This window comes from Fibrella aestuarina BUZ 2 (assembly GCF_000331105.1).
GTDB classification, from domain to species: domain Bacteria; phylum Bacteroidota; class Bacteroidia; order Cytophagales; family Spirosomataceae; genus Fibrella; species Fibrella aestuarina.
The window spans coordinates 4439034-4460282 of sequence record NC_020054.1; the positions used below are offsets into that span (position 1 = coordinate 4439034).

At 57.5% G+C, this 21249-nt stretch carries 17 protein-coding genes; 10 read left to right on the forward strand and 7 right to left on the reverse strand.

Annotated features, from left to right (window positions below):
- Positions 1 to 2: 2 nt before the first annotated feature.
- Positions 3 to 2471, forward strand: a complete 2469-nt coding sequence (locus FAES_RS18140) for a TonB-dependent receptor (protein ID WP_015332689.1) — start codon at positions 3 to 5, stop codon at positions 2469 to 2471.
- A gap of 232 nt (positions 2472 to 2703) precedes the next feature.
- Positions 2704 to 3189, forward strand: coding sequence for a Dps family protein (locus tag FAES_RS18145; protein ID WP_015332690.1), 486 nt, complete (start codon positions 2704 to 2706; stop codon positions 3187 to 3189).
- Positions 3190 to 3295: 106 nt separating this feature from the next.
- Here the strand turns inward: FAES_RS18145 and corA are convergent, their stop codons facing one another.
- Both corA and FAES_RS18155 read right to left on the reverse strand, forming a co-directional pair.
- Positions 3296 to 4246 carry a magnesium/cobalt transporter CorA gene (gene corA, locus FAES_RS18150; protein WP_015332691.1) on the reverse strand — a complete coding sequence of 317 codons (951 nt, stop codon included), beginning with the start codon at positions 4244 to 4246 and terminating at the stop codon, positions 3296 to 3298.
- A gap of 75 nt (positions 4247 to 4321) precedes the next feature.
- Entirely contained in the window at positions 4322 to 5524 is a 1203-nt protein-coding gene (locus tag FAES_RS18155; protein WP_015332692.1) for an MFS transporter, read from the reverse strand.
- Between the two features lie 216 nt (positions 5525 to 5740).
- Between FAES_RS18155 and FAES_RS18160 the strand changes: the two genes are divergently transcribed.
- Positions 5741 to 5995, forward strand: coding sequence for a hypothetical protein (locus FAES_RS18160; protein ID WP_015332693.1), 255 nt, complete (start codon positions 5741 to 5743; stop codon positions 5993 to 5995).
- A gap of 97 nt (positions 5996 to 6092) precedes the next feature.
- Complete coding sequence (locus FAES_RS18165) at positions 6093 to 6293, forward strand: hypothetical protein (protein WP_015332694.1); 201 nt, start codon at positions 6093 to 6095, stop codon at positions 6291 to 6293.
- 82 nt (positions 6294 to 6375) lie between these two features.
- Here FAES_RS18165 and FAES_RS18170 read toward each other — a convergent pair whose 3' ends face one another.
- From FAES_RS18170 to FAES_RS18185, 4 genes are read right to left on the reverse strand one after another with little or no spacing between them, the layout of a single operon-like run.
- Complete coding sequence (locus FAES_RS18170) at positions 6376 to 7077, reverse strand: hypothetical protein (protein WP_015332695.1); 702 nt, start codon at positions 7075 to 7077, stop codon at positions 6376 to 6378.
- On the reverse strand, positions 7074 to 7442 hold the full coding sequence (locus FAES_RS18175) for a GntR family transcriptional regulator (RefSeq protein WP_041259143.1): 369 nt from the start codon (positions 7440 to 7442) through the stop codon (positions 7074 to 7076). The genes FAES_RS18170 and FAES_RS18175 overlap by 4 nt, the downstream gene beginning before the upstream one ends.
- 5 nt (positions 7443 to 7447) lie before the next feature.
- The gene (locus tag FAES_RS18180) at positions 7448 to 8254 is read right to left on the reverse strand and encodes a hypothetical protein (RefSeq protein WP_015332697.1); all 807 of its coding nucleotides are present in this window, start codon (positions 8252 to 8254) and stop codon (positions 7448 to 7450) included.
- Positions 8251 to 9117, reverse strand: a complete 867-nt coding sequence (locus tag FAES_RS18185; RefSeq protein WP_015332698.1) for an ABC transporter ATP-binding protein — start codon at positions 9115 to 9117, stop codon at positions 8251 to 8253. The genes FAES_RS18180 and FAES_RS18185 overlap by 4 nt, the downstream gene beginning before the upstream one ends.
- 142 nt (positions 9118 to 9259) lie before the next feature.
- Between FAES_RS18185 and FAES_RS18190 the strand changes: the two genes are divergently transcribed.
- Entirely contained in the window at positions 9260 to 10462 is a 1203-nt protein-coding gene (locus FAES_RS18190) for an anhydro-N-acetylmuramic acid kinase (RefSeq protein WP_015332699.1), read from the forward strand.
- 39 nt (positions 10463 to 10501) lie between these two features.
- Positions 10502 to 11698: an L-2-hydroxyglutarate dehydrogenase gene (gene lhgD / locus FAES_RS18195; RefSeq protein ID WP_015332700.1), complete on the forward strand. Its 1197-nt coding sequence runs from the start codon at positions 10502 to 10504 to the stop codon at positions 11696 to 11698.
- A 98-nt stretch (positions 11699 to 11796) separates the two neighbouring features.
- On the opposite strand, the gene FAES_RS18200 is transcribed toward lhgD, so the two are convergent.
- Positions 11797 to 12312, reverse strand: coding sequence for a DoxX-like family protein (locus tag FAES_RS18200; protein ID WP_015332701.1), 516 nt, complete (start codon positions 12310 to 12312; stop codon positions 11797 to 11799).
- A gap of 166 nt (positions 12313 to 12478) precedes the next feature.
- Here FAES_RS18200 and FAES_RS18205 point away from each other — a divergent pair, with 166 nt between their 5' ends.
- The 4 genes from FAES_RS18205 to FAES_RS18220 all read left to right on the forward strand — a co-directional run bounded on the left by FAES_RS18205 (position 12479) and on the right by FAES_RS18220 (position 21237).
- Complete coding sequence (locus tag FAES_RS18205; RefSeq protein ID WP_041258079.1) at positions 12479 to 15469, forward strand: TolB-like translocation protein; 2991 nt, start codon at positions 12479 to 12481, stop codon at positions 15467 to 15469.
- 192 nt (positions 15470 to 15661) lie between these two features.
- Positions 15662 to 16420, forward strand: a complete 759-nt coding sequence (locus FAES_RS18210; protein WP_051054205.1) for a GntR family transcriptional regulator — start codon at positions 15662 to 15664, stop codon at positions 16418 to 16420.
- 172 nt (positions 16421 to 16592) lie between these two features.
- Positions 16593 to 18020, forward strand: coding sequence for a sugar porter family MFS transporter (locus FAES_RS18215; RefSeq protein ID WP_015332704.1), 1428 nt, complete (start codon positions 16593 to 16595; stop codon positions 18018 to 18020).
- 76 nt (positions 18021 to 18096) lie between these two features.
- Complete coding sequence (locus FAES_RS18220; RefSeq protein ID WP_015332705.1) at positions 18097 to 21237, forward strand: SusC/RagA family TonB-linked outer membrane protein; 3141 nt, start codon at positions 18097 to 18099, stop codon at positions 21235 to 21237.
- Positions 21238 to 21249 lie beyond the last annotated feature (12 nt).

Below are 21249 nucleotides of genomic sequence, written 5' to 3' on the forward strand. Positions count from 1 at the left end.
GCATGAAAAAAAGTATACGTTTCTGGCTGGCCTGTTGGCTGGCCATGTGGTCGTGGTGTGTGAACCCAGTGCTGGCCCAAGGACAACCGACCGTGTTGACAGGGCGCGTCGTACGAGCCGCCAACGGCGACCCGCTGGTGGGTGCGTCGGTCTTTGTAAAAGGAACCAAACGGGGTACCATCACCGACCGGGCGGGCCGCTACCGGTTTATTCTCACCGAGCCCGTAACCATTGTGGCCCGCTTCGTGGGGCTGCGTGATGTCGAGGTGACGCTGCTGCCAACAGGTAAACCCATTGAGCAGAACTTCGAGATGGTCAGCAACGAAACGCAACTGGCCGATGTGATGGTGGCCGCCAACCGGCAGGACGAATACCTCCAGAAAGTACCCGTAGCGGCGTCGGTGGTGGGGCGGCGCGACCTCGAACGGCGCAGCATTTACAACACCATGGAATCGCTCAACAACACGCCTAACCTCATTACCGACTCGTGGCTGAACTCGCAGGTGTCGTTCTCGATCCGGGGGCTGTCGACGGTTTTCGACAACGTGGGGTTTGAGTCGACCGTGGCCCTTTATATCGACGACGTGTATTTCTCCCGCAGTTTTGCGTTCAACCAGACCCTGATGGACATCGACCGCGTGGAAGTGTTGCGTGGCCCGCAGGGTACCTTGTTCGGCAAAAACACCATTGGCGGGGTCATTCACGTCATATCCGAAAAACCCGAGATGACCAACGACGGGCAGATCGAACTCAACTACGGCAACTATAATTTCCGGCAGATCAGGGCCAAGCTCAACCGGCAGCTGGTCAAAAACAAGCTGGCCATTCGGCTGACGAGCGCACTGAGTCTGCGCGACGGGTTCGTTACCGACCGTACCCCGTCGATCGAAGCCCTCAACAAAACCAACTTCTTCGGTTTCCGGGGCTCGCTGCTCTTCACGCCTAGCGACCGCGTAACGCTCACGCTCCGCGGTAACTATGGCCGTGATAACAAAGCCGAAAACACGTTTGTGTACACCAGCAAGCCCGATTACAACCCGGTGGGCGTGCCGGCCGACGAAGGCCTGACCACCAACCAGAACGCACCGGTCGAGTTCTTCCGCGACCAGTATGGGGGTATGGGTAAATTGGAAATCAAGCTGGGGCGCAATACCCTCACGGCCATTTCGGCGCTCAATAGCTCGGTCGATAGTTACCTCAGCGACAACGATATTTCGGCGGCTGATGCCTCGCGTTGGGGTCGCTCCCAGGGCTTGCGGACGTTCAGCCAGGAACTGCGCATCAACTCGCCCCGTGACCAGAAATTCGCCTACGTAGCCGGCCTGTATTACCTTAATGAACGCATCAGTGCCGCCGACACCTTTACGCTGAACAAAGGGTTTCTGCCCGTTGCTGCCCGACTCCTGGGAGCGCCCATTGCCAACGCCAACCAGTTTACGAGCGAGGGGTACACGACCGACGCCGTCATTGAGTCGCAGAGTACCGCGGGGTTTGTATCTGGTGCGCTGGAGCTCACGCCCAAGCTCCGACTGAGCGGTGGCCTGCGACTGACCACCGAAACCCGGCAGCTGGCCTATTACCAACGGCTCAGGCATCAGCTGGTCAACGGGGTACCTTTCAACATCATCGACCTGTACGCCTCTACCATTGGCAGCAAGGCCAGCCCGGTGACTCGCCAGATCACCGATTTAGCCTTGTCGTACGACGTGGGCATGGACTACCGTTTTACGTCGAACCTCATGGGCTACGCCAAATTTGTGCGGGGCTTCAAAGGAGCGGGTTTCAATACGGCGCCGATTAAAGACAGTGAAAGCGGCGGGCTGGTGTTTCGGCCCGAATACGTGAACAACTATGAACTTGGCCTGAAAGCGAAGCCCACCGAACGGATTCAGGTGAATGGGGCGATCTTTTACACCGACTACAAAGACAAGCAGGAACTGCTCGATCAGGGCACGCGGGTGCGGGTCGCCAATGCGCCACTCACACGGGGCTACGGGGCCGAAGTCGAGTTTTCGGCCATGCTCAAGCGGTTTCGGCTCGACGTGTCGGCGGGTTATCTCAACTTGAAATTCATCGACTTCCCCTTCGGCACCGATGACAACGGCAATCCTGTCAACTACGCGGGTAACCGGCTGTTGAAGGCTCCAGACGTTACGCTGTCGGTTGCCCCCGAGTATACCGTGCCCCTAAACGACAAGCTACGGGTGTACCTGGGGCTCAACATCAACCACACGGGTAAAGCCTACAACGACATTTCGAACTCAGAGCTGTTGGCGCGTGTACCGGCCAGTATCATCAACGGACGGGTGGCCCTGGTGCCAGCCAATGGCAAATGGAGCCTGGCCTTCTGGGGAAAAAACCTGACCAATAAACTATACATTCAGCACGGCTGGGAATACGAGTTTGGTGATCAGGTCGCCTGGAGCCGCCCCCGGTACTACGGCATGGAGGTCTACCTGAATTTCCGCTAGCGGATGATGGAACGCGGACGACGCGGACTGAACAGATTGACAGGGGTTTTGGGCTGATTTGACCCGCGCCAGGCGGTTTAGTTGAACCATAAAAATCAGCGCCCATCCGTTTTATCCGCGTCATCCACGTTCCAGTCTCAGTCAACCGCACGCTCCAACGCAAAAACTCTTTTGGCCTGAACCGGTTAATTCACTAATCAACTCGATTACCAAATTAAATCCGCAACACGCTATGCAGCCCAACATTGGCCTCGATCAGGACGTGCTCAAAAAAGACAATGAAATCCTGAACGCCTTTCTGTCTGACCTTCACGTACTATACATCAAAACCCGCAAGTTCCACTGGGACGTGTCGGGACCTAGCTTCAAAGAGTACCACGAATTTTTCGAGGAGCAGTACAACGAACTCGAAGAAGAGATCGATCTGGTTGCCGAGCGTATCCGGCAGTTGGGTGGTCGCCCGCTGGCAACGATGGCCGACTACATCAAAAATTCGAGCCTGAAAGAAGACCACGACGGCCACATCAAGACGCAGGAGATGTTCAAACGGCTGCTCGCCGACCACGAGCAGGTAATCCGCGAACTGCGCGAAGACGTGGAAACGACCGACGAAAAACTGGGTGACGCCGGCACGGCTGATTTCCTCACCGGCCTGATGGAAGCCCATGAAAAAATGGCCTGGATGCTCCGCAAATACCTCAGCGACGAGCGGGGATAAGAAGTTAATGATGAGGTATAAATGATGAATGATGAATTGGGCTGACGCCGGATGGTGCCGCGTCAGCCCAATTCATCATTCATCATTTATACCTCATCATTCGCTTTTACAGCCAGTTCTTCTTCTTGAAGAACAGGTACGTTATGCCGGAGGAGAGCAGCATCAGGCCGAGCGCAAAGGCGTACCCGTAGCGCCACGAGACCTCAGGCATGTTGGCGAAGTTCATGCCGTAGATGCTGGCAATGAGCGTGGGCGGGAGCAACACCAGCGACAAGACGGTGAAGATCTTGATGATGTTGTTCTGCTCCAGATTCACCAGACCCAGAAAGGTATCCTGCAAAAACTCGAGCCGCTCGAAGATAAAATTGGTGTGGTCGATGAGCGAGCTGATATCCTTGATCACGATCCGTAACCGCGCCTGCTCTTCGGGCGTGAACCAGCCGTCGGAGCGGATCATCGCCGAAATCACGCGCTGTTTATCGACGACGTTTTCCCGAATCGACATGGTCAGTTCCTGGAAGTCGTTGATTTGCAGCAGCATTTCGCGGTCGAGTTTCGCGTCCAGATCCAGCTGTTTGTTAATGGCTTTTACCCGGCTCGACAGCGATTCAACCAGATCGGCGTCGTAGTCAATGCGCGACTCGAAAATGGCAATCATGATCTGCGCCCCATCGGTAAACGACGCCCGTCTTAACTTGATCCGCTTCACCATATCGGCAAACGATTTTAGATCGGCAAAACGGTACGTAAACAGCACGTCGTCTTTCAGCAGAAAGTTGACCGGCACCGTCCGGTACTGATTGTCGCGGTCGGGAATCAGGAAGTTGGAGTTGGCCACCAGCAACTCATCTTCTTCGATGTACCGCGAGCTGCTCTCGATCTCGGCCTGTTCCTGCTGACTCTGAAAACTGACGTCGAACTTCTCTTCCACACTCCGAATTTCGTCGGGTGTCGGGTTCTGCAAATCGACCCAGAGCGTTCGTTCCGTATCCTGAAACGAATCGATATCCCGGATTTTCCGTACGGCAGCCTCGTCCTGCTGAAAAATGCGAATCATAAAAGGAGTGTACCGTTTAACGGTTGCTGTTTAGTGAACAATGGGGTGAGGCGAGGCGTCAGCCAACTGACAACGCTAGACTGTGAACCGGTTGACTTTCCAGAGATAGCCAACGCCGACCACCGCCAGCACAGCCGCCAGCCCAAAGGCCAGCGGAATAGCGTCGGCCGGGTGATGCGTATAGAACCAACCGGCAGCTACCGCCCCTAACCCGATGCCTGCTTCGAGGGCGATATAGAGCGTAGCCATCGCCCGGCCCCGCGTGGCTTCGTCGCTGACGTCGACCGTCCAGGCCTGTAAGGTGGGCGAGTTCATCCCCCAGGCGAAGCCGTAGAGAATAGCCGACCCAAAAAACAGCCAGACAGAGTCGGTCAGGGCCAGCATCACCAGCGAAATGGCCAGCACGGTCGTTGACCCGATCAGCACCGGCACCCGTCCGTAGCGATCCGACGACTTGGCCAACGTGAGGCGAATGAGCAGGGAAGCCAGCGTATACAACGCGAAAAACCACCCTTTGTTGGTCACGCCCACCGAGGCACTGAGCGCGGGCGCCAGGGTGATAACCACCCCAGAGGCAAAGGAGTTGAGCAGTTGCACGAAAAAGGGTTGCCGTGCGCCCCAGTCGAACCACTCGTCGCGGCGCAGGCGCAGCAGACTAAACCGAAATGGCTGACGGTTTTCGAGCGTTTCGGGCAGGCGCATCAGAATCAGGATGGACAGCAACGCAAACGCCGACGACGTGTAGAACATGGTGTTCATCGACGCGTTGTTGACCAGGAATGAGCCAATTACCGGCCCCAGCGACATGCCCGTGGCCGTAAACAGCCCCAGCGCGCCCATCGCCTCGCCCCGTCGGTGCGCATTGACCACGTCGGCGACGTAGGCCGAGGTGGCGGTGGGTTTGGTGCCGGTTGAGAAACCATGTACGAGGCGGAGGGTAAGGAACCCGGCAACCGTGATGAGCCAGGGGTATAGCAGCCCGCAAACAAAGCACACCAGCGCCCCGAACGCCATCACCGGCACCCGCCCGATGGTGTCGGTGAGCTTACCGCTAAAGGGTCGCGAAATACCCGCCGTGAGCGTAAACAGCGCAATCACCCAACCGATGTATTCGCGCCCGCCGAGACCCGTCAGGTAGTCGGGCAACTCGGGAATCATCATCGAAAAACTGGCAGAAAACAAGAAGTTGCTCAGGCATAGCAGCCAGAACGGGAGCGTGTACAGCGTGGGCTGTTCCACAGATTCGAGTGTGGTAGCGGGGATGGTTGACTTCGGCAAGTGACGACGCAGACGGTTACGCCCACAAAGGTAGAGCGTTTGCTACTAGCTGAGGCACCTGTTTTTAACTTCTGGCTAAGTGCCTGTTTAGGGCATTTTCATCCCAAATTTAATTGCTGTTAAATAGCCCGGCCCGGCCAATCGAGTAGCAACATTCTCAATTTAGGTGGCGTTCTCTCGCTGTAACCCGTTCGGCTACGGCCGAGCAACTGACCTATGAAAAAGCTGGCCCGCCACTCGCTCTATCTGGCTCTGTTTATGGGGGCGCTACTCACCGTGGCTGGCCTTAGCCTTTACCGTGAACTGCCCGTTTTTATGGTACTGGCCACGGTCATTGCCATCCTCGCCGGTATGTCTTTGCTGGCGTGGGCCTTCTTCACGTTGGCCGGGCGCTCATCGGCGACAAGGTCTACCCGGCAACCGGATGTCCCGAAGTCCTCGGGCGCCATGAGCGAAAGCTCTTCTTATTGAAAACGCGTTAAAAAGGGGGCGTTCAGGCGGGTTCGCCAAACACTATCGGAGTGAAGGGGTTCTGCTTTTTGCACAACCTGTTAAAACACACTACTCTATGAAGACGCTACTGCAACGCTACACCCTGTTTTCGTTTCTGTTTATGCTGCTGCTCACCATGAGTAGCTGCGAGGCCATCGGCAGCATTTTCAAGGCAGGTGCCTGGACGGGCGCCATCGCCGTTATCCTGGTCATTGGTGTCGTTATCTGGCTCTTTGCCAAGCTCCTTGGCGGCGGCGGAAATCGAGGCAGTGTTTAATGTTTGAGGGGTAAGGCTGGCTGACGCGCAATTACTCATGCGTCAGCCAACCTTAACCCTCTCAGACGTTAAACATTAAACGCTATTTCCTCACTTGCGCCATGGCTTTGCCGGTCAGTTGCAGCGACGTACCTGGCGCGGCATCGAGCGTAAAGCCTTTGCTGAACTCGTTGTATTGATGCAGCGAGCTGCTGTCCCGCAGGGTGATTGCGGCCTGCTCGATCCGATTACCGTCTTTAGCGATCGTCAGATGATTTTTACCTGCTAATAAAGCGGTGAGCTGTTGAAACTGTACTTTCTTCAGGCTTAGATCACCCGTTTTGCCCAGTTGAGTGAGCGTCAGGGTAGCCCCGGCAAAATCACTTAGCTGCGCTGAAGCGTCAATGGTTGTGAGGCTGGTCAGTGCTGGACATTGCACCCGAATCGCCGGACGATAGGCCCCTTCGTAGTCAGTTGACGGGCGTCGTTGTGGTTCGGGTTTCAATGTGAGCAAAAGCGTATCGTTGACTACGTTGGCGACGTACCCAGCCTTTGTGTCAGTACCGACACTGAGCGTATCCACCAGCAGGCGCGTGGTGGCAGCCCGTTCGATCTCCACGCTTCGCTCAAACGGCCCGCTGATTTTTATGGCCCGGAACGCCGCCAGAGGCACCTTTTTCCAGCGCCCGTATTTGTCTGATTTGTCGAGGGCATCGTATTGCCGCCGGAGCGAAATCGTGGCTCCGAACGTGGCAACCACCAGCCCCAACAAGAGGCCGAGAAGAAGTTTACTGCTGGTTTTCATGGGGTAGTCAGTTGAAAGGCATTGAAACGGGTTTCGAGGTCGGCGATACTGATGCCCAGCAACTGCATCGTGCGGAATACGTCGGGCAGTTCCTGCTCCAGAAAGCGGGTTCGGCGCATCGTCAGCACCAAGGCAGGAGCCTCGTCGGCGGTGAAGTAGCCCATACCCCGTTTGTTATAGATGATGCCCTGTTGTTGGAGGAAATCAAAGGCCCGCATCGCCGTGTTGGGGTTTACTTCGAGCGACGAGCCCAACTCGCGCACCGACGGAATCCGTTCGCCGGCGGGCCAGGTACGTTGCAGAATCTGCTCGCCCATGTATTCGGCGATTTGCAGGTAGATGGGTTGCTTATCGGTGAATTCCATGATCATCAGCGTTCTATTTCGTTGAACCGAACCCGCGTCGTAATCCAGAGCATCAGCACGATGGCCCCATACACCAACCAGCTAACCCAACCCGGCAGAAAAACCTGCTGATAATTAGCCTTGTCGACCACGGTAAGGCGGCCAAACGGAAAACTAACGTGCACCTCCAGGCCGCGGAAGACCAGCCCGGTGATAAACTGATACAGCACGAAGAAGCCAACGAAGGCCACAATGCCAACACCAACGTTTCGGACCAGCACGCCACGACGGAAATAAAAGCTGCCCAGCAAGCACAGGGCCAGGCAGAGCAAAAAGGCATACAGGCTGAAAAACAAAGCGCTCCCGTCGGAGTGCTTGCCCGGCCCAAAAAACACCAGCGACGACGTGTAATGCGTTTGTCCCGGTTTGAGATGGGTGTTGGCAACGGAAAAGGCGACCGCCTCATAACCGAAATAGATTCCGATAAAGACCGCCAGCGCCAGCAGACAATACAGAACCCCCAGCCAGAATTTTTCGGTGCGGGAGGCCGGGATCATCAGGTACGCAATCGCCGACTCCTGCCGAAACAGCGCGCTGAATACGTCACTACCCATACCCGCTACCAGCACAATGGCCAGAAAAAGAAAGACGGCGAAATTGGTCTGATTATCAAATGCATTGAAGAATATCTTATCGGTAGCCATCAGGCGCGACAAGTATAGTACACAGACCGTAAGCAGGGCGCCAACACCGATCAGGTACGTTCGGCCTTTGGTGGCCCAGAGCCAGCGGTGCAGCCGGGCAAAGCGAGTGAAGGAGAAGGTCTGGTTCATGGCAGTTGGGTCGAGAACAGGCGTTTGATGCGTTGGGGATTGTTGACGGCCGCATTGAACAGGCGTTCGAGGTCGACGGGCGTATCGTCGGTGGGGTCGTCGTTTTCACGCACCACCAGTTGCCCGCGCAGGCCCGGTTCGGCATAGAGCACGTCGGCAGGTAAGCGGGCCGGAACGGTTTCGGCCAGGCGCTCGAAGCGGAGGCGTTGCCCAACGCGCTCCAGCGGGGCCGCCAACAGCATCTCGTGGTCATTGAGCACCACCACGGCGTCGATCAGCGCGTCAAGATCACGGACCTGATGCGTCGAAATCAGTACCAGCCGGTCGGGTGCCAGCGCCGCCGATACCACCTTCCGAAACTGCGTTTTCGACGGAATATCCAGGCCGTTGGTGGGCTCGTCCATCAGCAACACGCTGGTGTTGGTCGCCAGCCCGAAGCTGATAAACACCTTCTTACGCTGCCCCAGTGAGAGCGCGTTGAGCTTACCGATTGTCTCGGGCAACTGAAACGTGCGCAGGTACGTCTGGAACTGCTCCTGGCTGAATTTCGGGTAGAAGGCGCTCAGCGTTCGCACGTAGGTGTCGAGCGTCATCGAGGGCGTATCCGTTTCTTCGGGCAGCAAAAAAACGTCTTCCAGAAACGCCGGGCTGCGGTGGCGCGGGTCGTGGGTATTCACCCGTAGCTGACCCTCGGTGGGGTACAACAGCCCGGCCATCAGCCGCAGCAGACTCGACTTACCCGCCCCGTTCGACCCGAGCAGGCCGTAGATATGGCCCGGCTCCAATTGAAGCGAGAGGTGTCGCAACACGGGCGGTTTCCGGCCGTAGCGAAAGGTTAGGTTGGTTAATTCGATGGTCGCCATAGTGTATTAGATCATTAATACACTGCAATAGTAAGCATTCTTTCCAAAAAGCAATAGGCTGGCGAAAAAATGTGCGCGGCTTTTTACCGGGCGGTGCGGTGTTGCGCCTTAGTTTTGGCGACTGATCTGCGCTGGCCCGTTTATGAACCCACAACTTCAACGTCTGTACGACATTGCTCAAAAACCCGAACGCCGCATCGTGGGGCTCATGTCAGGTACGTCGCTCGATGGCCTCGACGTGGCGCTTTGCCGCATCACGGGTAGCGGCGGCGACACGCACGTAACCCTCGAGCAGTTTACGACCGTGCCTTATGACGAGCCCTTCAAAGACAGCATCCGGGCCGTTTTCGCCAAAAAACAAATCGATTTTGAGCACCTGACGCTGCTGAACGAGCAGATCGGCACGCTACACGGCCACTGGGTAACCGATTGCCTACGTACCTGGAACGTACCCGCCGACGCAGTCGACCTGGTGGCCAGCCACGGACAAACCGTCTATCACGCGCCGCAGCAGCAGCACGGGCGGGCCGGCTACCCCAACGCGACCCTGCAAATTGGCGACGGCGACCATGTGGCAGCAGCAGCGGGCATCATCACACTCAGCGATTTCCGGCAACGGCATGTGGCGCATGGCGGCGAAGGGGCCCCCCTGGCGGTGTATGGCGACTACTTTGTGTTTTCGCAGGCGGGGGAAGACCGCATTCTGCTCAATATGGGCGGGATTGCCAACTTCACGTACCTGCCCGGCTCGCTCGATGCGGGCGTAGTCTTCACCACCGACACCGGCCCCGGCAACACCCTGCTCGACGCCTACGCCCGTCATTATACGGGTAAGTCCTACGACGAAAACGGCCAGATGGCTGCCCGGGGGCACGTGAGCACCGACCTGCTCGCGGCTCTGCTCGACCATCCTTTTTTTGCGCACCCCTTTCCCAAAACGACCGGCCCCGAAGTGTTCAACATGGCCTACGTTCGGGATGCCCAACAGCGGAGCCTGACGACCGATCTGGCTGCCGACGATCTGATGGCGACCCTGACCCGCTTTAGCGCCGAAAGCATCACCAACGCCATCGGGCAAACGCTCCAACAGGCTGGCATCCAACGTCCCCGGATCTACATGAGTGGCGGCGGCGCGCACAACCCCATCCTCACCCAAACCATCGCCCGCTTGCTTCCCGGTTGTACCTTTGCCAAAACCGACGAACTGGGTATACCCGGCGACGCCAAAGAAGCCATTCTGTTTGCCGTGCTGGCCAACGAAGCCCTCGCGGGTGGCAGCACTAACTTCGGCGACCGCCAGGGCGTCCCCAGCGTGACGATGGGAAAGATTAGCTTTTATAAGTGATGACATATCCCCCGCGTCCGGGCGGGGGCAACCTGAAAAATGACTGACGTAACCATAATTGGCGGCGGGATTGTTGGCCTGGCCACGGCCCTCCAGCTCAAGCAACAGCGGCCGGGCCTGTCGGTGATCGTGCTGGAGAAAGAAAACCGGGTAGCCGCCCACCAGACCGGCCACAACTCCGGGGTGATCCACTCGGGGCTTTACTACAAACCCGGCAGCCTCAAAGCCACCAACTGCATCAGCGGCTACCACATGCTGCTCGAGTTCTGCGAGCGCGAAAACGTGCCCTACGAACTCTGCGGCAAGATCGTGGTGGCCACCAAAGCCGAACAGGTGCCCCAACTCAACACGCTGTTTGAGCGCGGCCAGCAAAACGGCCTCGGCGGCCTGCGGCGGCTGTCGGTGGGCGAGATGCGCGAGATCGAACCCCATGTGGCGGGTGTCGATGGCATCTTCGTCCCGCAAACGGGTATTATTGATTACACGCAGGTTTGTGAAGCCTACGCCCGGGTGTTCCAGCGCCTCGGCGGCGAGATTCACTACGGCGAAAAAGTGGAGCAGCTGACGCCCGGCAATAGCCTGAGCGTGGTGGTGACGAACAAAACCCGCTACGAAACCAAGCTGGTCGTCAACTGCGCGGGGCTGTACTCGGATAAGATTGCCCAGCTCACCCAGCGCGAGCCCATCGGCCTGCAAATCGTGCCGTTCCGGGGCGAGTATTACAAGATCCGGCCCGAAAAACACCACCTGGTCAAGAACCTCATTTACCCCGTTCCCGACCCGAATTTCCCGTTCCTAGGCGTGCACTTCACCCGCATGATTCACGGGGGCGTGGAGGCCGGGCCCAACGCCGTGCTGGCGTTCCAGCGTGAGGGTTACCGCAAATCAGACATCAACCTGCGCGAATTGTTCGAGACGCTGGCGTGGCCGGGCTTCCAGAAGGTAGCCATGAAATACTGGGAAACGGGGCTGGGCGAAATGTACCGGTCGTTTTCGAAATCGGCCTTTACCAAAGCGTTGCAGGAACTGATTCCGGCCGTGCAGGAAGACGACCTCATCGAAGGCGGCGCGGGCGTGCGGGCGCAGGCCTGTGACCGCACCGGCGGCCTGCTCGACGACTTTTCGATCATCGAAACCGACCGCGCCGTCAACGTCTGCAACGCCCCCTCCCCCGCCGCCACCTCATCACTCTCGATCGGCAAAACCGTTTCCGAAAAAGTCCTGAGCCGGTTTTAATGAGTGCATGAGATAAAGAGTGAAAGGCTGCGCACTCATATGAACTGGCGTTAGCCTTTCACTCTTTATCTCGTGCACTCTTTCGCTCTTTATTTCTTTCACTCCTTAATTCGCTCGGCGGTCTGGGCGGCTTTGGGGTCGGCGATGACTTTGCCACCGCGCACGGTAGCGCCCAGCAGGATACCCGCGCTGATCAGCACGATATTTTTGATGATGTACTGCCCGGCCAGCGTTGGCACGAACGGGTGTTTCCAGGTGTCGTCCGGAAAAAAGGCGAGTGGCAGTAACGTACCGATCATCTGCGCGAAGAGCAGGAACAGCGTCACGCGCATCAGTCTACCCGTCAGCAAGCCCAGTCCGATGGCACACTCCCAGGTCGCCAGTACGGGCAGGGAGATGGCTGGAGGCATGTGGCCGGCTGTGAGCACGCTGATGGTGCGGGCGGCCAGCAATTCGGCCGTACTCAGATCCGGGAAGTATTTAAGGAAGCCAAACCAGAGAAACACCACGCCCAGTGCCAGGCGCAGGCAATCGGGGCCGTGGTCGGCCATCCAGGCGACGATGCGGGCATCGGCTCGCCGGACGGGCGGGGATACGGGTTCATCCGCTTTCATTGTCTTTTTTGCGTTAAGAGGCGTTCATATAGCCAACCGACACAATAGACTATAGTTTACGGGACGTAGCGTATGGCAATCCGCACGTCGACTTCAGCCGCGGGACGAACACAATCGGCGCAACTTTAGTAGCTTCGCTGTTGGCTTGCTATTAGACACAACCAACTTGAAACTGCTACCCCTTGCCCTGCTGCTGACTCTATCGGCTGCCGCGCAGAACCTGCCCATTCTGGAGCAACCGCCTGCTTCGCTTCGCTTATACCAACTCAACACGCCGCATTTTCGGGTCATCTACCCCGATGGCTTCCAGCAACGCGCCCAACAGACGGCCCAACGGCTCGAACAGATCTACGAACCCGTGGGGGCCGGTCTGGAGCAACGCCCCCGCCCGCTCTCGGTGGTATTGCGGAATCAGACGACCGTCAGCAACGGGTTCGCCACCCTCTTTCCGCGCCATGCCGAATTCTACGCCGTGCCACCGCAAGACCCGGCCCTGCTCGGTACGCTCAATTGGCTCGATCTGCTGGCCGTGCACGAGTACCGTCACATTGTGCAGTACGAAAAGGCGTATCAGGGCTACGGCAAGGTGCTGTATTACCTGCTGGGTGCCCAGGGGCTGAGCTTCGCGACGAACGTGGTCACGCCCGACTGGTTTCTGGAAGGTGACGCCGTCGGGACCGAAACCATCCTGACCCGCTCGGGCCGGGGCCGGATTCCGGCTTTCGAGTTGAGTATGCGCACCAACCTGCTCACCCGCCGCCCCTTCAGCTACGCCAAGGCCACGGGCGGCTCCTTCCGTGACAACGTACCCAACCACTACGAACTGGGCTATTTTCTGACGACCAAGCTGAAACGTACCTACGGCCCCAACGCCTGGAGTGGCGCGCTCAACCGGATTTACAGGCAGTTTCCGTTTTACCCGTTCTCGTTTTCCAACGGCTTGAAACAGACCACCAAATCGGCCGAAAACCCCACCGGCACGCGCGTCGATGACCTGTACGCAGAAACCGTCAACGACCTGATCGAGACCTGGAAGCGGCGGCAGGATAGCCTGACGCTTACGCCCGCAACAACGTACCCGGTCAATGCGGAAAAAGCCGAAACGCCCCGACCGGTGTTCACCAACTACCGTTACCCCCAATACCTGACCGACAGCACCATCCTGTGCATCAAAAGCGGCCTTGGCGACATTCAGCAGGTGGTCTTGTTAAGCCGCAACGGGCACGATCCGGCGCACCGGGAGAAACGCGTCTACACGCAGGGGTTGGTACTCAACGAGCCTACCTACTTCTCGGCCACGCCGCAGATGGCCTGCTGGATCGAAAACCGCTACGACCCGCGCTGGCTGCAACGCATTTACGGCGAAATCAAACTGCTCGACCTCGCCACCGGCCGGGTACGTCGGCTGACGACCCGCAGCCGCTATACCGCCGTGGCCCTGTCGCCCGACAACAGCCGCCTCGTCGCCCTGCGCACCACCGACAGCTACCAGAATGAACTCGTTGTACTCGATAGCCAGACGGGGCGCGAGCTGGCGGTGCTGCCCAACCCGGCCAATGACTTCTATGTAAACCCGCGCTGGCACAATGGCCGCACGCTGGTCACGGTGACGCTGACGAAAGGGGGGAAAACCATTGAGTTCATCGACACCGAAACAGGACAAAAACGGGCGCTGCTCCCCCCTACCAACCTGAACCTGAGCCACCCGCAATCGTACGGGAACACGCACATACTGGTCAACTCGCCGCAGTCGGGTATCGACAACGTCTATGCTGTCGAGATTGCCTCGGGCACGGTCTCGCGGGTGACGTCGCGGCCGTTTGGGGCTTACCATGCCACCGTCTCACCAACGGGTCGCTGGCTGGCCTTCGAAGATTTCGACACGCACGGCTACCGCGTCGCCGAAGCCCCACTCGACCCCGCCGCCTGGCCCCCCGCCGACATTTCACGTGCGGATTCACCAGCCGAATCCACACGCTATTTTGGGCCCCTACTCAGCGCGGGCGCGCAACGCCTGCCGCCCGTCGCCGCCGATTCGATTCCCAACCTGCCCACGTCGGCCCCCGGCCGGTTCCGGCGGCTTGCCCATGCCTTTAATCCGTACAGTTGGGGCCCAACGTTCGGGTCGACCGGGCAATCGCTCAACGTGGGTATTCAGTCGCGGGATTTGCTCAACACCACGCAGTTTACGGCGGGCTATACCTACAACCAAAGCGAACAAACGGGTGCGCTGGGCGTCAATGTGAGTTATCAGGGCTTGTATCCGGTCTTCGATGTGGGCTTCCAGACAGGCAACCGGCGCACCAGTATCCCCGCCAACCCAACCAGTCCGAGTTCGGGTATCCGCACCGATACGTGGCGGTACAACGAACTGACGGCGGGCATTCGCTTGCCCCTTCAACTCACCCGGTCGCGGTTTTTGCAAAGCGCCAATCTGTTTGCCTATTACGGGCTGCTGTCGGTGAGCGGCTACGAACTGCCGGGGCGCTATTTCACCGAGACGGGCAACGGCATCTTACACACGCTGCTCTACGGGGCCAGTTACAATTACCTGCTGCGCCAGAGTCGGCGCGACGTGGGCAACCGCCTGGGCGTGTCGGGCAGCACCAGCCTGCGCAGCACACCGTTTGCTCAAACGACGGGGCAACTGCGCGGCCTGCAATGGGCCAACACGCTGAACCTTTTCGTTCCCGGCCTGGGCAAACACCACAGCCTGCGCCTGCGGGGTGCCTACCAGTACCAATGGGGCGCACCCGACGCCAAAAACCTGTATCGGTTTGGGGCAGCGGTGCTCTACCCGCGCGGCGCGGCCTATACTTCGTTTGACAACCTGTGGGTAGCCGGGGCCGACTACCGCCTGCCCCTGGCCGATCTGCATCTGTCGATCACGCGTCTGCTGTACATTCAGCGCCTCAAAGGCAACCTCTTTTCCGATTACGCCTGGGGGAACAGCCGCTTTTTGCAGATCGACAGCCGAAACGTGGTGCGGGGCATCGTGCCCGTCAGCAGCTACGACTGGACGGTCGGCGGCGATTTGTCGGTGGTGTTCAACCCCCTGCGGCTACGTACCCCGCTGGAGGTGGGCCTGCGGGCAGGCTACGACGTTCGGAACCGGGCGGTGTTCGTCCAGCCGTTGGTCATTGACATTGGGTTTTAGCCAAACGGGCGCGCCGCAACGGGTGCGCTCCATAAGCCTCTCCACCAGTGTGTAACCAACGTTCGTTTAGCGGGTGTCGGTCATTGGCAGCAACCAATGACCGACAGAAAAGGCCAGTAATTGGTTTTTCCGCTAAAAAATTAGGAATATATTTTGCCAATACGCAAAAAACGATAACATTTGCAGCAGAGTATGTATAGACATTCGGACAAAGACTTGCAATTATTCACGATTGATCACGGCAGCCCCATTCCACTCCACATTCAGGTGGAAACAATAATGAGGGAATTGATTGACAGAGAGGAGTATCAGCAGGGTAAGCTTTTTCCCAATGAGATCGACCTGGCCAAACGGTTCGGTATAGCCCGGAACACGGTCAGGCAGGCCATCAATAAATTAGTCAATGAACAGTTATTAATCCGCAAGAAGGGTGTCGGCACTAAGGTGGCCAAAAACCGGATCACGACTAAACTCAACAACTGGTCGAGCTTTACGCTTGAGATGCACGACAAGGGCGTAGACTTTCAGAACTACGAAATTAAAGCAAGCTGGACGCTGGCCGATCAGGATACGGCTGACGTCTTTGGGATTGATGTCGGCTCGAAAGTGCTGAAGCTGGAGCGGCTGCGTGGATTGGAGGCCGGGCCGATCGTCTACTTCATCTCGTACTTCCATCCTCGGGTGGGTTTGACGGGGGCCGAAGATTTTGCCAAACCGTTGTATGAAATGCTGGAAAAAGAGTATCACACCGTCGTGGTGCTCTCCAAAGAGGAAATTAGCGCGACACTAGCCGATGATGAGCTGGCAACCATTCTGCACACCAATCCGGGTGAACCCATTCTGTTGCGCAAACGGATTGTCTGCGATCCGGGTGAACGGGTCGTCGAGTTTAATGTAGGCTACTACCGGGCCGATCGTTTCACTTACGCCATCGACATAGCCCGCAAATAGCCGATTCCTACCCCCTTATCCCACCCTGTCTGTATGTGATTGACGACTCACTCATCCTGGCAGTTTTTTTATCACTTATTATGTCTATACATATAGACATAAACGAATACCTTCTCTTATTCAATCATCAAGTCGAGCGGCTGGCAGCGACCGCTCATCAGCAGTAGTACCCATGGCTATACAAATGGAGCAAGAATTGAAAAAGACCACCAACACGTACCTGTACCTGGTTTGTCTGGTAGCGGCGCTCGGTGGTTTTCTGTTTGGGTTTGATACCGCCGTCATCTCCGGTACGGTAGGTCTGGTCAAAACCGATTTTGGGCTGGACGCGATTCAGGAGGGCTGGTTTGTCAGCTGCGCCTTGCTGGGGTGCATCGTGGGCGTGAGTGTGTCGGGAAAACTGAGCGACACGTATGGCCGCAAACTAGTCCAGATTCTATCGGCGGTATTGTTTCTGGCGTCGGCTATCGGGTGCACGTTCTCAACGACGTTCGCCACCCTGATCGCTTTCCGGCTGGTGGGGGGGCTGGGCATCGGTGTCGCCTCGATGGTGTCACCCCTGTACATCTCCGAATTTGCCCCACCCCGCTACCGGGGGATGATGGTATCCCTCTACCAGTTGGCCCTGACCATTGGCATTGTTATCGCGTATTTCACCAATGCTTACCTGGCCAGTCACACCGATGATTTTGCCGCCAGCGAAGGCCTCAGCCCGATTCTATCGACGCAGGTATGGCGCGGGATGCTGGGCCTGGGCGCTGTACCGGCAGCCATCTTCCTGCTGGCCTTATTGGTGGTACCCGAATCACCCCGATGGCTGCTGCTGCACGGGAAGGAACAACAGGCGCGAGCCATACTCACCCGAATCGACGGGCCGGTTTCGGCTCAGAAAGAGATCGATGCATTTACGGCCGCTGGCGACAAGCGCCAGGGTGACCTGAGCGACTTGTTCACGCCAACGTACCGCCGGGCCCTGTGGATTGGTTTGCTCCTGCCGTTTTTATCGCAAGTCTGCGGTATCAACGCGGTCATCTATTACGGCCCCCGAATTCTGGAACAGGCTGGTTTCACCCTCAATAATGCGCTTGGGGGGCAGGTGACCATTGGCCTGGTCAATGTGGCGTTCACGTTCGTGGCCATTTTCACCGTCGACAGATGGGGGCGTAAACCCCTGCTGTATGTGGGTGTAGGCGGGGCTGTGCTGTCGCTGCTGATCATTGGGGCGCTCTTCCAGATGGGCGTTTCATCGGGCCCCTGGATCCTGCTGTTTATTCTGGCCTTCATCGCCTGCTTCGCGTTTTCGTTCGGCCCGGTTTGCTGGGTTGTCGTCGGCGAAATCTTCCCCAATGCCATCCGGGGCAAAGCCATGGCCCTGGCTACGCTGTCGCTCTGGATCGGCAACTTTCTGGTCGGCCAGCTGACGCCCTTCCTGCTTGAAGAGGTGGGGTCTGCCTGGACCTTCTGGCTGTTTGCAGTATGCTGCTCCCCAGCCCTATGGCTCACCTGGAAATTGATTCCCGAAACCAAAGGCCGGTCGCTGGAAGCCATCGAGGCGTACTGGAAAGATACCCAGGCGCTATCCAGAAACCCCTCCTTATAACGCTTCACCCTTACTCCTTTCTCATCTAGTCATCTCTCAACAGTTCACTGAATTTGCCTAAACCAATTGTCATCGCATGAACAGTTCAATACAGCTCCGAATCAGTCCGGTGCTCCACTCATGGGGCAGGCAGCGCTTGCTCCTCGCCTTGTTACTTCTGCTGCTAGGTGGTCGCTACGGGTTCGCCTTACCGTCCAACGGGATACCGGTGTCTTTCGCACAAGTCAACATTGAGCTTACCGGTCAGGTGCTCGATGATCAGCAGAAGCCCTTACCAGGTGCCACGGTAAGCGTGGTGGGTACGACCCAGGGGACCACCACCGATGAGAATGGGAAATACCGCTTATCGCTGCCGGATGACTACGTGGGGCGTAGCCTCGCCTTCTCGTACATCGGATTTACGAGCCAGACCGTCGTGATTGGGCAGGAGCGCACCGTCAACGTGACGCTGAAGACCGACAACAGCCGGTCGCTCAATGAAGTGGTGGTCGTTGGGTATGGTCAGCAGAACAAGCTGTCGGTGACGGGCGCGGTCGACCAGATTAAAGCCCAGAGCATCGAAGGCAAGCCCGTCACCAACGTGCTGCAGGCGCTACAGGGTGAGTCGCCCAACCTCATTATTCAACAGACCAACTTCACGCCGGGCAGCGGGGTCAATATCAACATTCGCGGCCTGGGTACGTTGGGCGACAATACCCCGCTCATTGTCATCGACGGGATCATTGGGGGCGACATCAACCTGCTTAACCCCAACGACATTGCGAGTGTGTCGGTCCTGAAAGATGCCGGTTCGGCGGCGATTTATGGCTCGCGCTCTGCCAATGGGGTCCTGCTGATTACGACAAAAGGCGGGAAGCTAAACCAGAAAGCCACGGTCACCTATAACGGCAGCTACGGGATGCAGTCGCCGTATGTCGGCCTGAAAAAGGTCAGTGCCTGGGATAATGCCTATTACAAAAACCTGTCGCTGATCAACTCGGGATTGCCGCCCATCTACACGCCGGACGACATTCAGGCGCTACGAGCACAGGGAAACGGCGACTGGGAGCGGCAGTCGATCCTGCAAAATGCGCCGCAGCAGTTGCACAACGTGTCGATTACCGGCGGTGGGGCCACAAGCAGTTACCTGATCTCGGCGGGGCTTCAGGATCAGCGCAGCAATTTTATTGGGCCTTCTTATGGCTACAAGAAATACAACCTGCGCCTAAATCAGCTATCGGTCATTGGCAAGCTACGGGTCAATACGATTCTGAACTACGTCAAATCGCAGAATAAGTCGCACAGCAATGCCGACTGGGTCATTTTTGCCGATGCGGACCGGGTCCCCCTCAACTACAGTTTCCAGGATGCGGCGGGTAATTACCTCACCAACCCGGTCGCTTCGCAGTACAACGTGAAGAGTGTGCTAGAACAGGGCGGCTACTATCAGTCAGACAACGACCAGTTTTTTGCCAACCTGAACGCGGCGCTAAGCATCACCAACGACCTTAAGCTTACGGGTATCTTCGGCGGAACGCTGAACGCCAACAACGCCTTCTTCCGCCGCTTGCAGGTCAACAACTACCCAACCGGTGTGTATGGCAACGACCGTACCGTGTATGACAACAGCTTCAAAAACTCGTTGCTCAACTCGCAGGTATTCGCCGATTACACCAAGCGGATCGGCGATCATAGCTTCAAAGTGTTGCTGGGCGCCTCCGACGAATATTACCGGTCCAACGGGTTCCAGTTGCAGAAAACCCTGACCGACCCGGCCCTGGGTACGCCCACCACCGGGACGATCCTTGACCCGGTTAACTCCTACAACAGCAACACCAACACCAACGAAACGCGCATCAGCTCGGTGTTTGGTCGGGTCAACTACTCGTTCAAAGACCGCTACTTCCTGGAGGGCAATTTCCGGCAGGATGGCTCGTCCAAATTTGCGGCGGGTCGCCGGTGGGGCTTTTTCCCCTCGATAGCGGGCTCCTGGATTCTCTCCGAAGAGTCGTTCATGAAAGCGCAGAACGTGGTGGGCAGTCTGAAGGTAAGGGGCTCGTATGGGCTGGTGGGCAACCAGAACGTAAACGCCTATCAGTACCAGACCAACTACTTCAACTACGCCAACGCCTACGGGTTCAACAACACCGTTGTGGGTGGGGCGGGCTTCAGCCTCGGCAACCCGGACCTGACCTGGGAGAAATCGGCCATGTTGAACGTGGGGGCCGATGCCAGTTTCCTCCAGAACAAGCTCACCGTTTCGCTTGATTATTTCAACAAGGTAACCAGCGATATTCTGTACAGCCGGCAGGACATTCCGCTGCTGTTCGGGGCGGGCTTTCCCGACTTTAACGTAGCGAAGGTCAAAAACAAAGGCTGGGAAGTTAGTGCCACCTATAACCTGAACACTAACGCCACCAAGCAAAGCTTCAGCGTGAATCTGGCCGATAACCAGAACACCCTGCTGGCGCTGACCTACGGTTCTGATCAGCAGATTGCCAACGTCGATGCGTTTGGGTTCATCCGGAAAGTGGGGCAACCCATTACGCAGTACTGGGGCTACAAGACAAACGGCTATTTCCAGAATCAGGCTGACATCGATAATTCACCGAAACCGGACGGTGTCTTGGTGGGCCCCGGCGACATCAAGTTTACCGACTTTAACGGGGATGGCAAAATCGACGACAGCGACAAAATCGTGCTGGGCAACCCCTTCCCCCGCTACACCTTCGGGTTCACGTACCGACTGGCGGTAAAGGGCTTTGACCTAAACCTGTTTATCCAGGGCGTGGGCAAGCGCGATGTCATGCTGCGGGGTGAAGAGGTCGAGCCCTTCCACTACAATTACGGCGCGACCATGTATGAGCACCAGACGGATTTCTGGACGCCCGACAACCCGAATGCGCGCTACCCCCGGCTGGCCGCTATCGGTTCCCCCTCGAACACCAACAACTGGCGTAACGGCTCCGATGTGTATCGCTACAATGCCGCCTATGCCCGCCTGAAGAACGTGCAGCTAGGCTATACGCTCCCCGGTACGTTGACCCAGAAAGTGGGCGTGCAACGCCTGCGGGTGTCCCTGATCGGGCAGAACCTGCTGACGCTCTCCGAGCTCAACTTCATCGACCCCGAAACGTCTGAGTTCAATAACAACCTCAACCTGGGTGCGGCGTCGAACAGCGCCCGTAGCTACCCGCTGCCCGTTTTTTACGGGTTTGGCCTTGACCTCAGTTTCTAACTTTCAACCCGT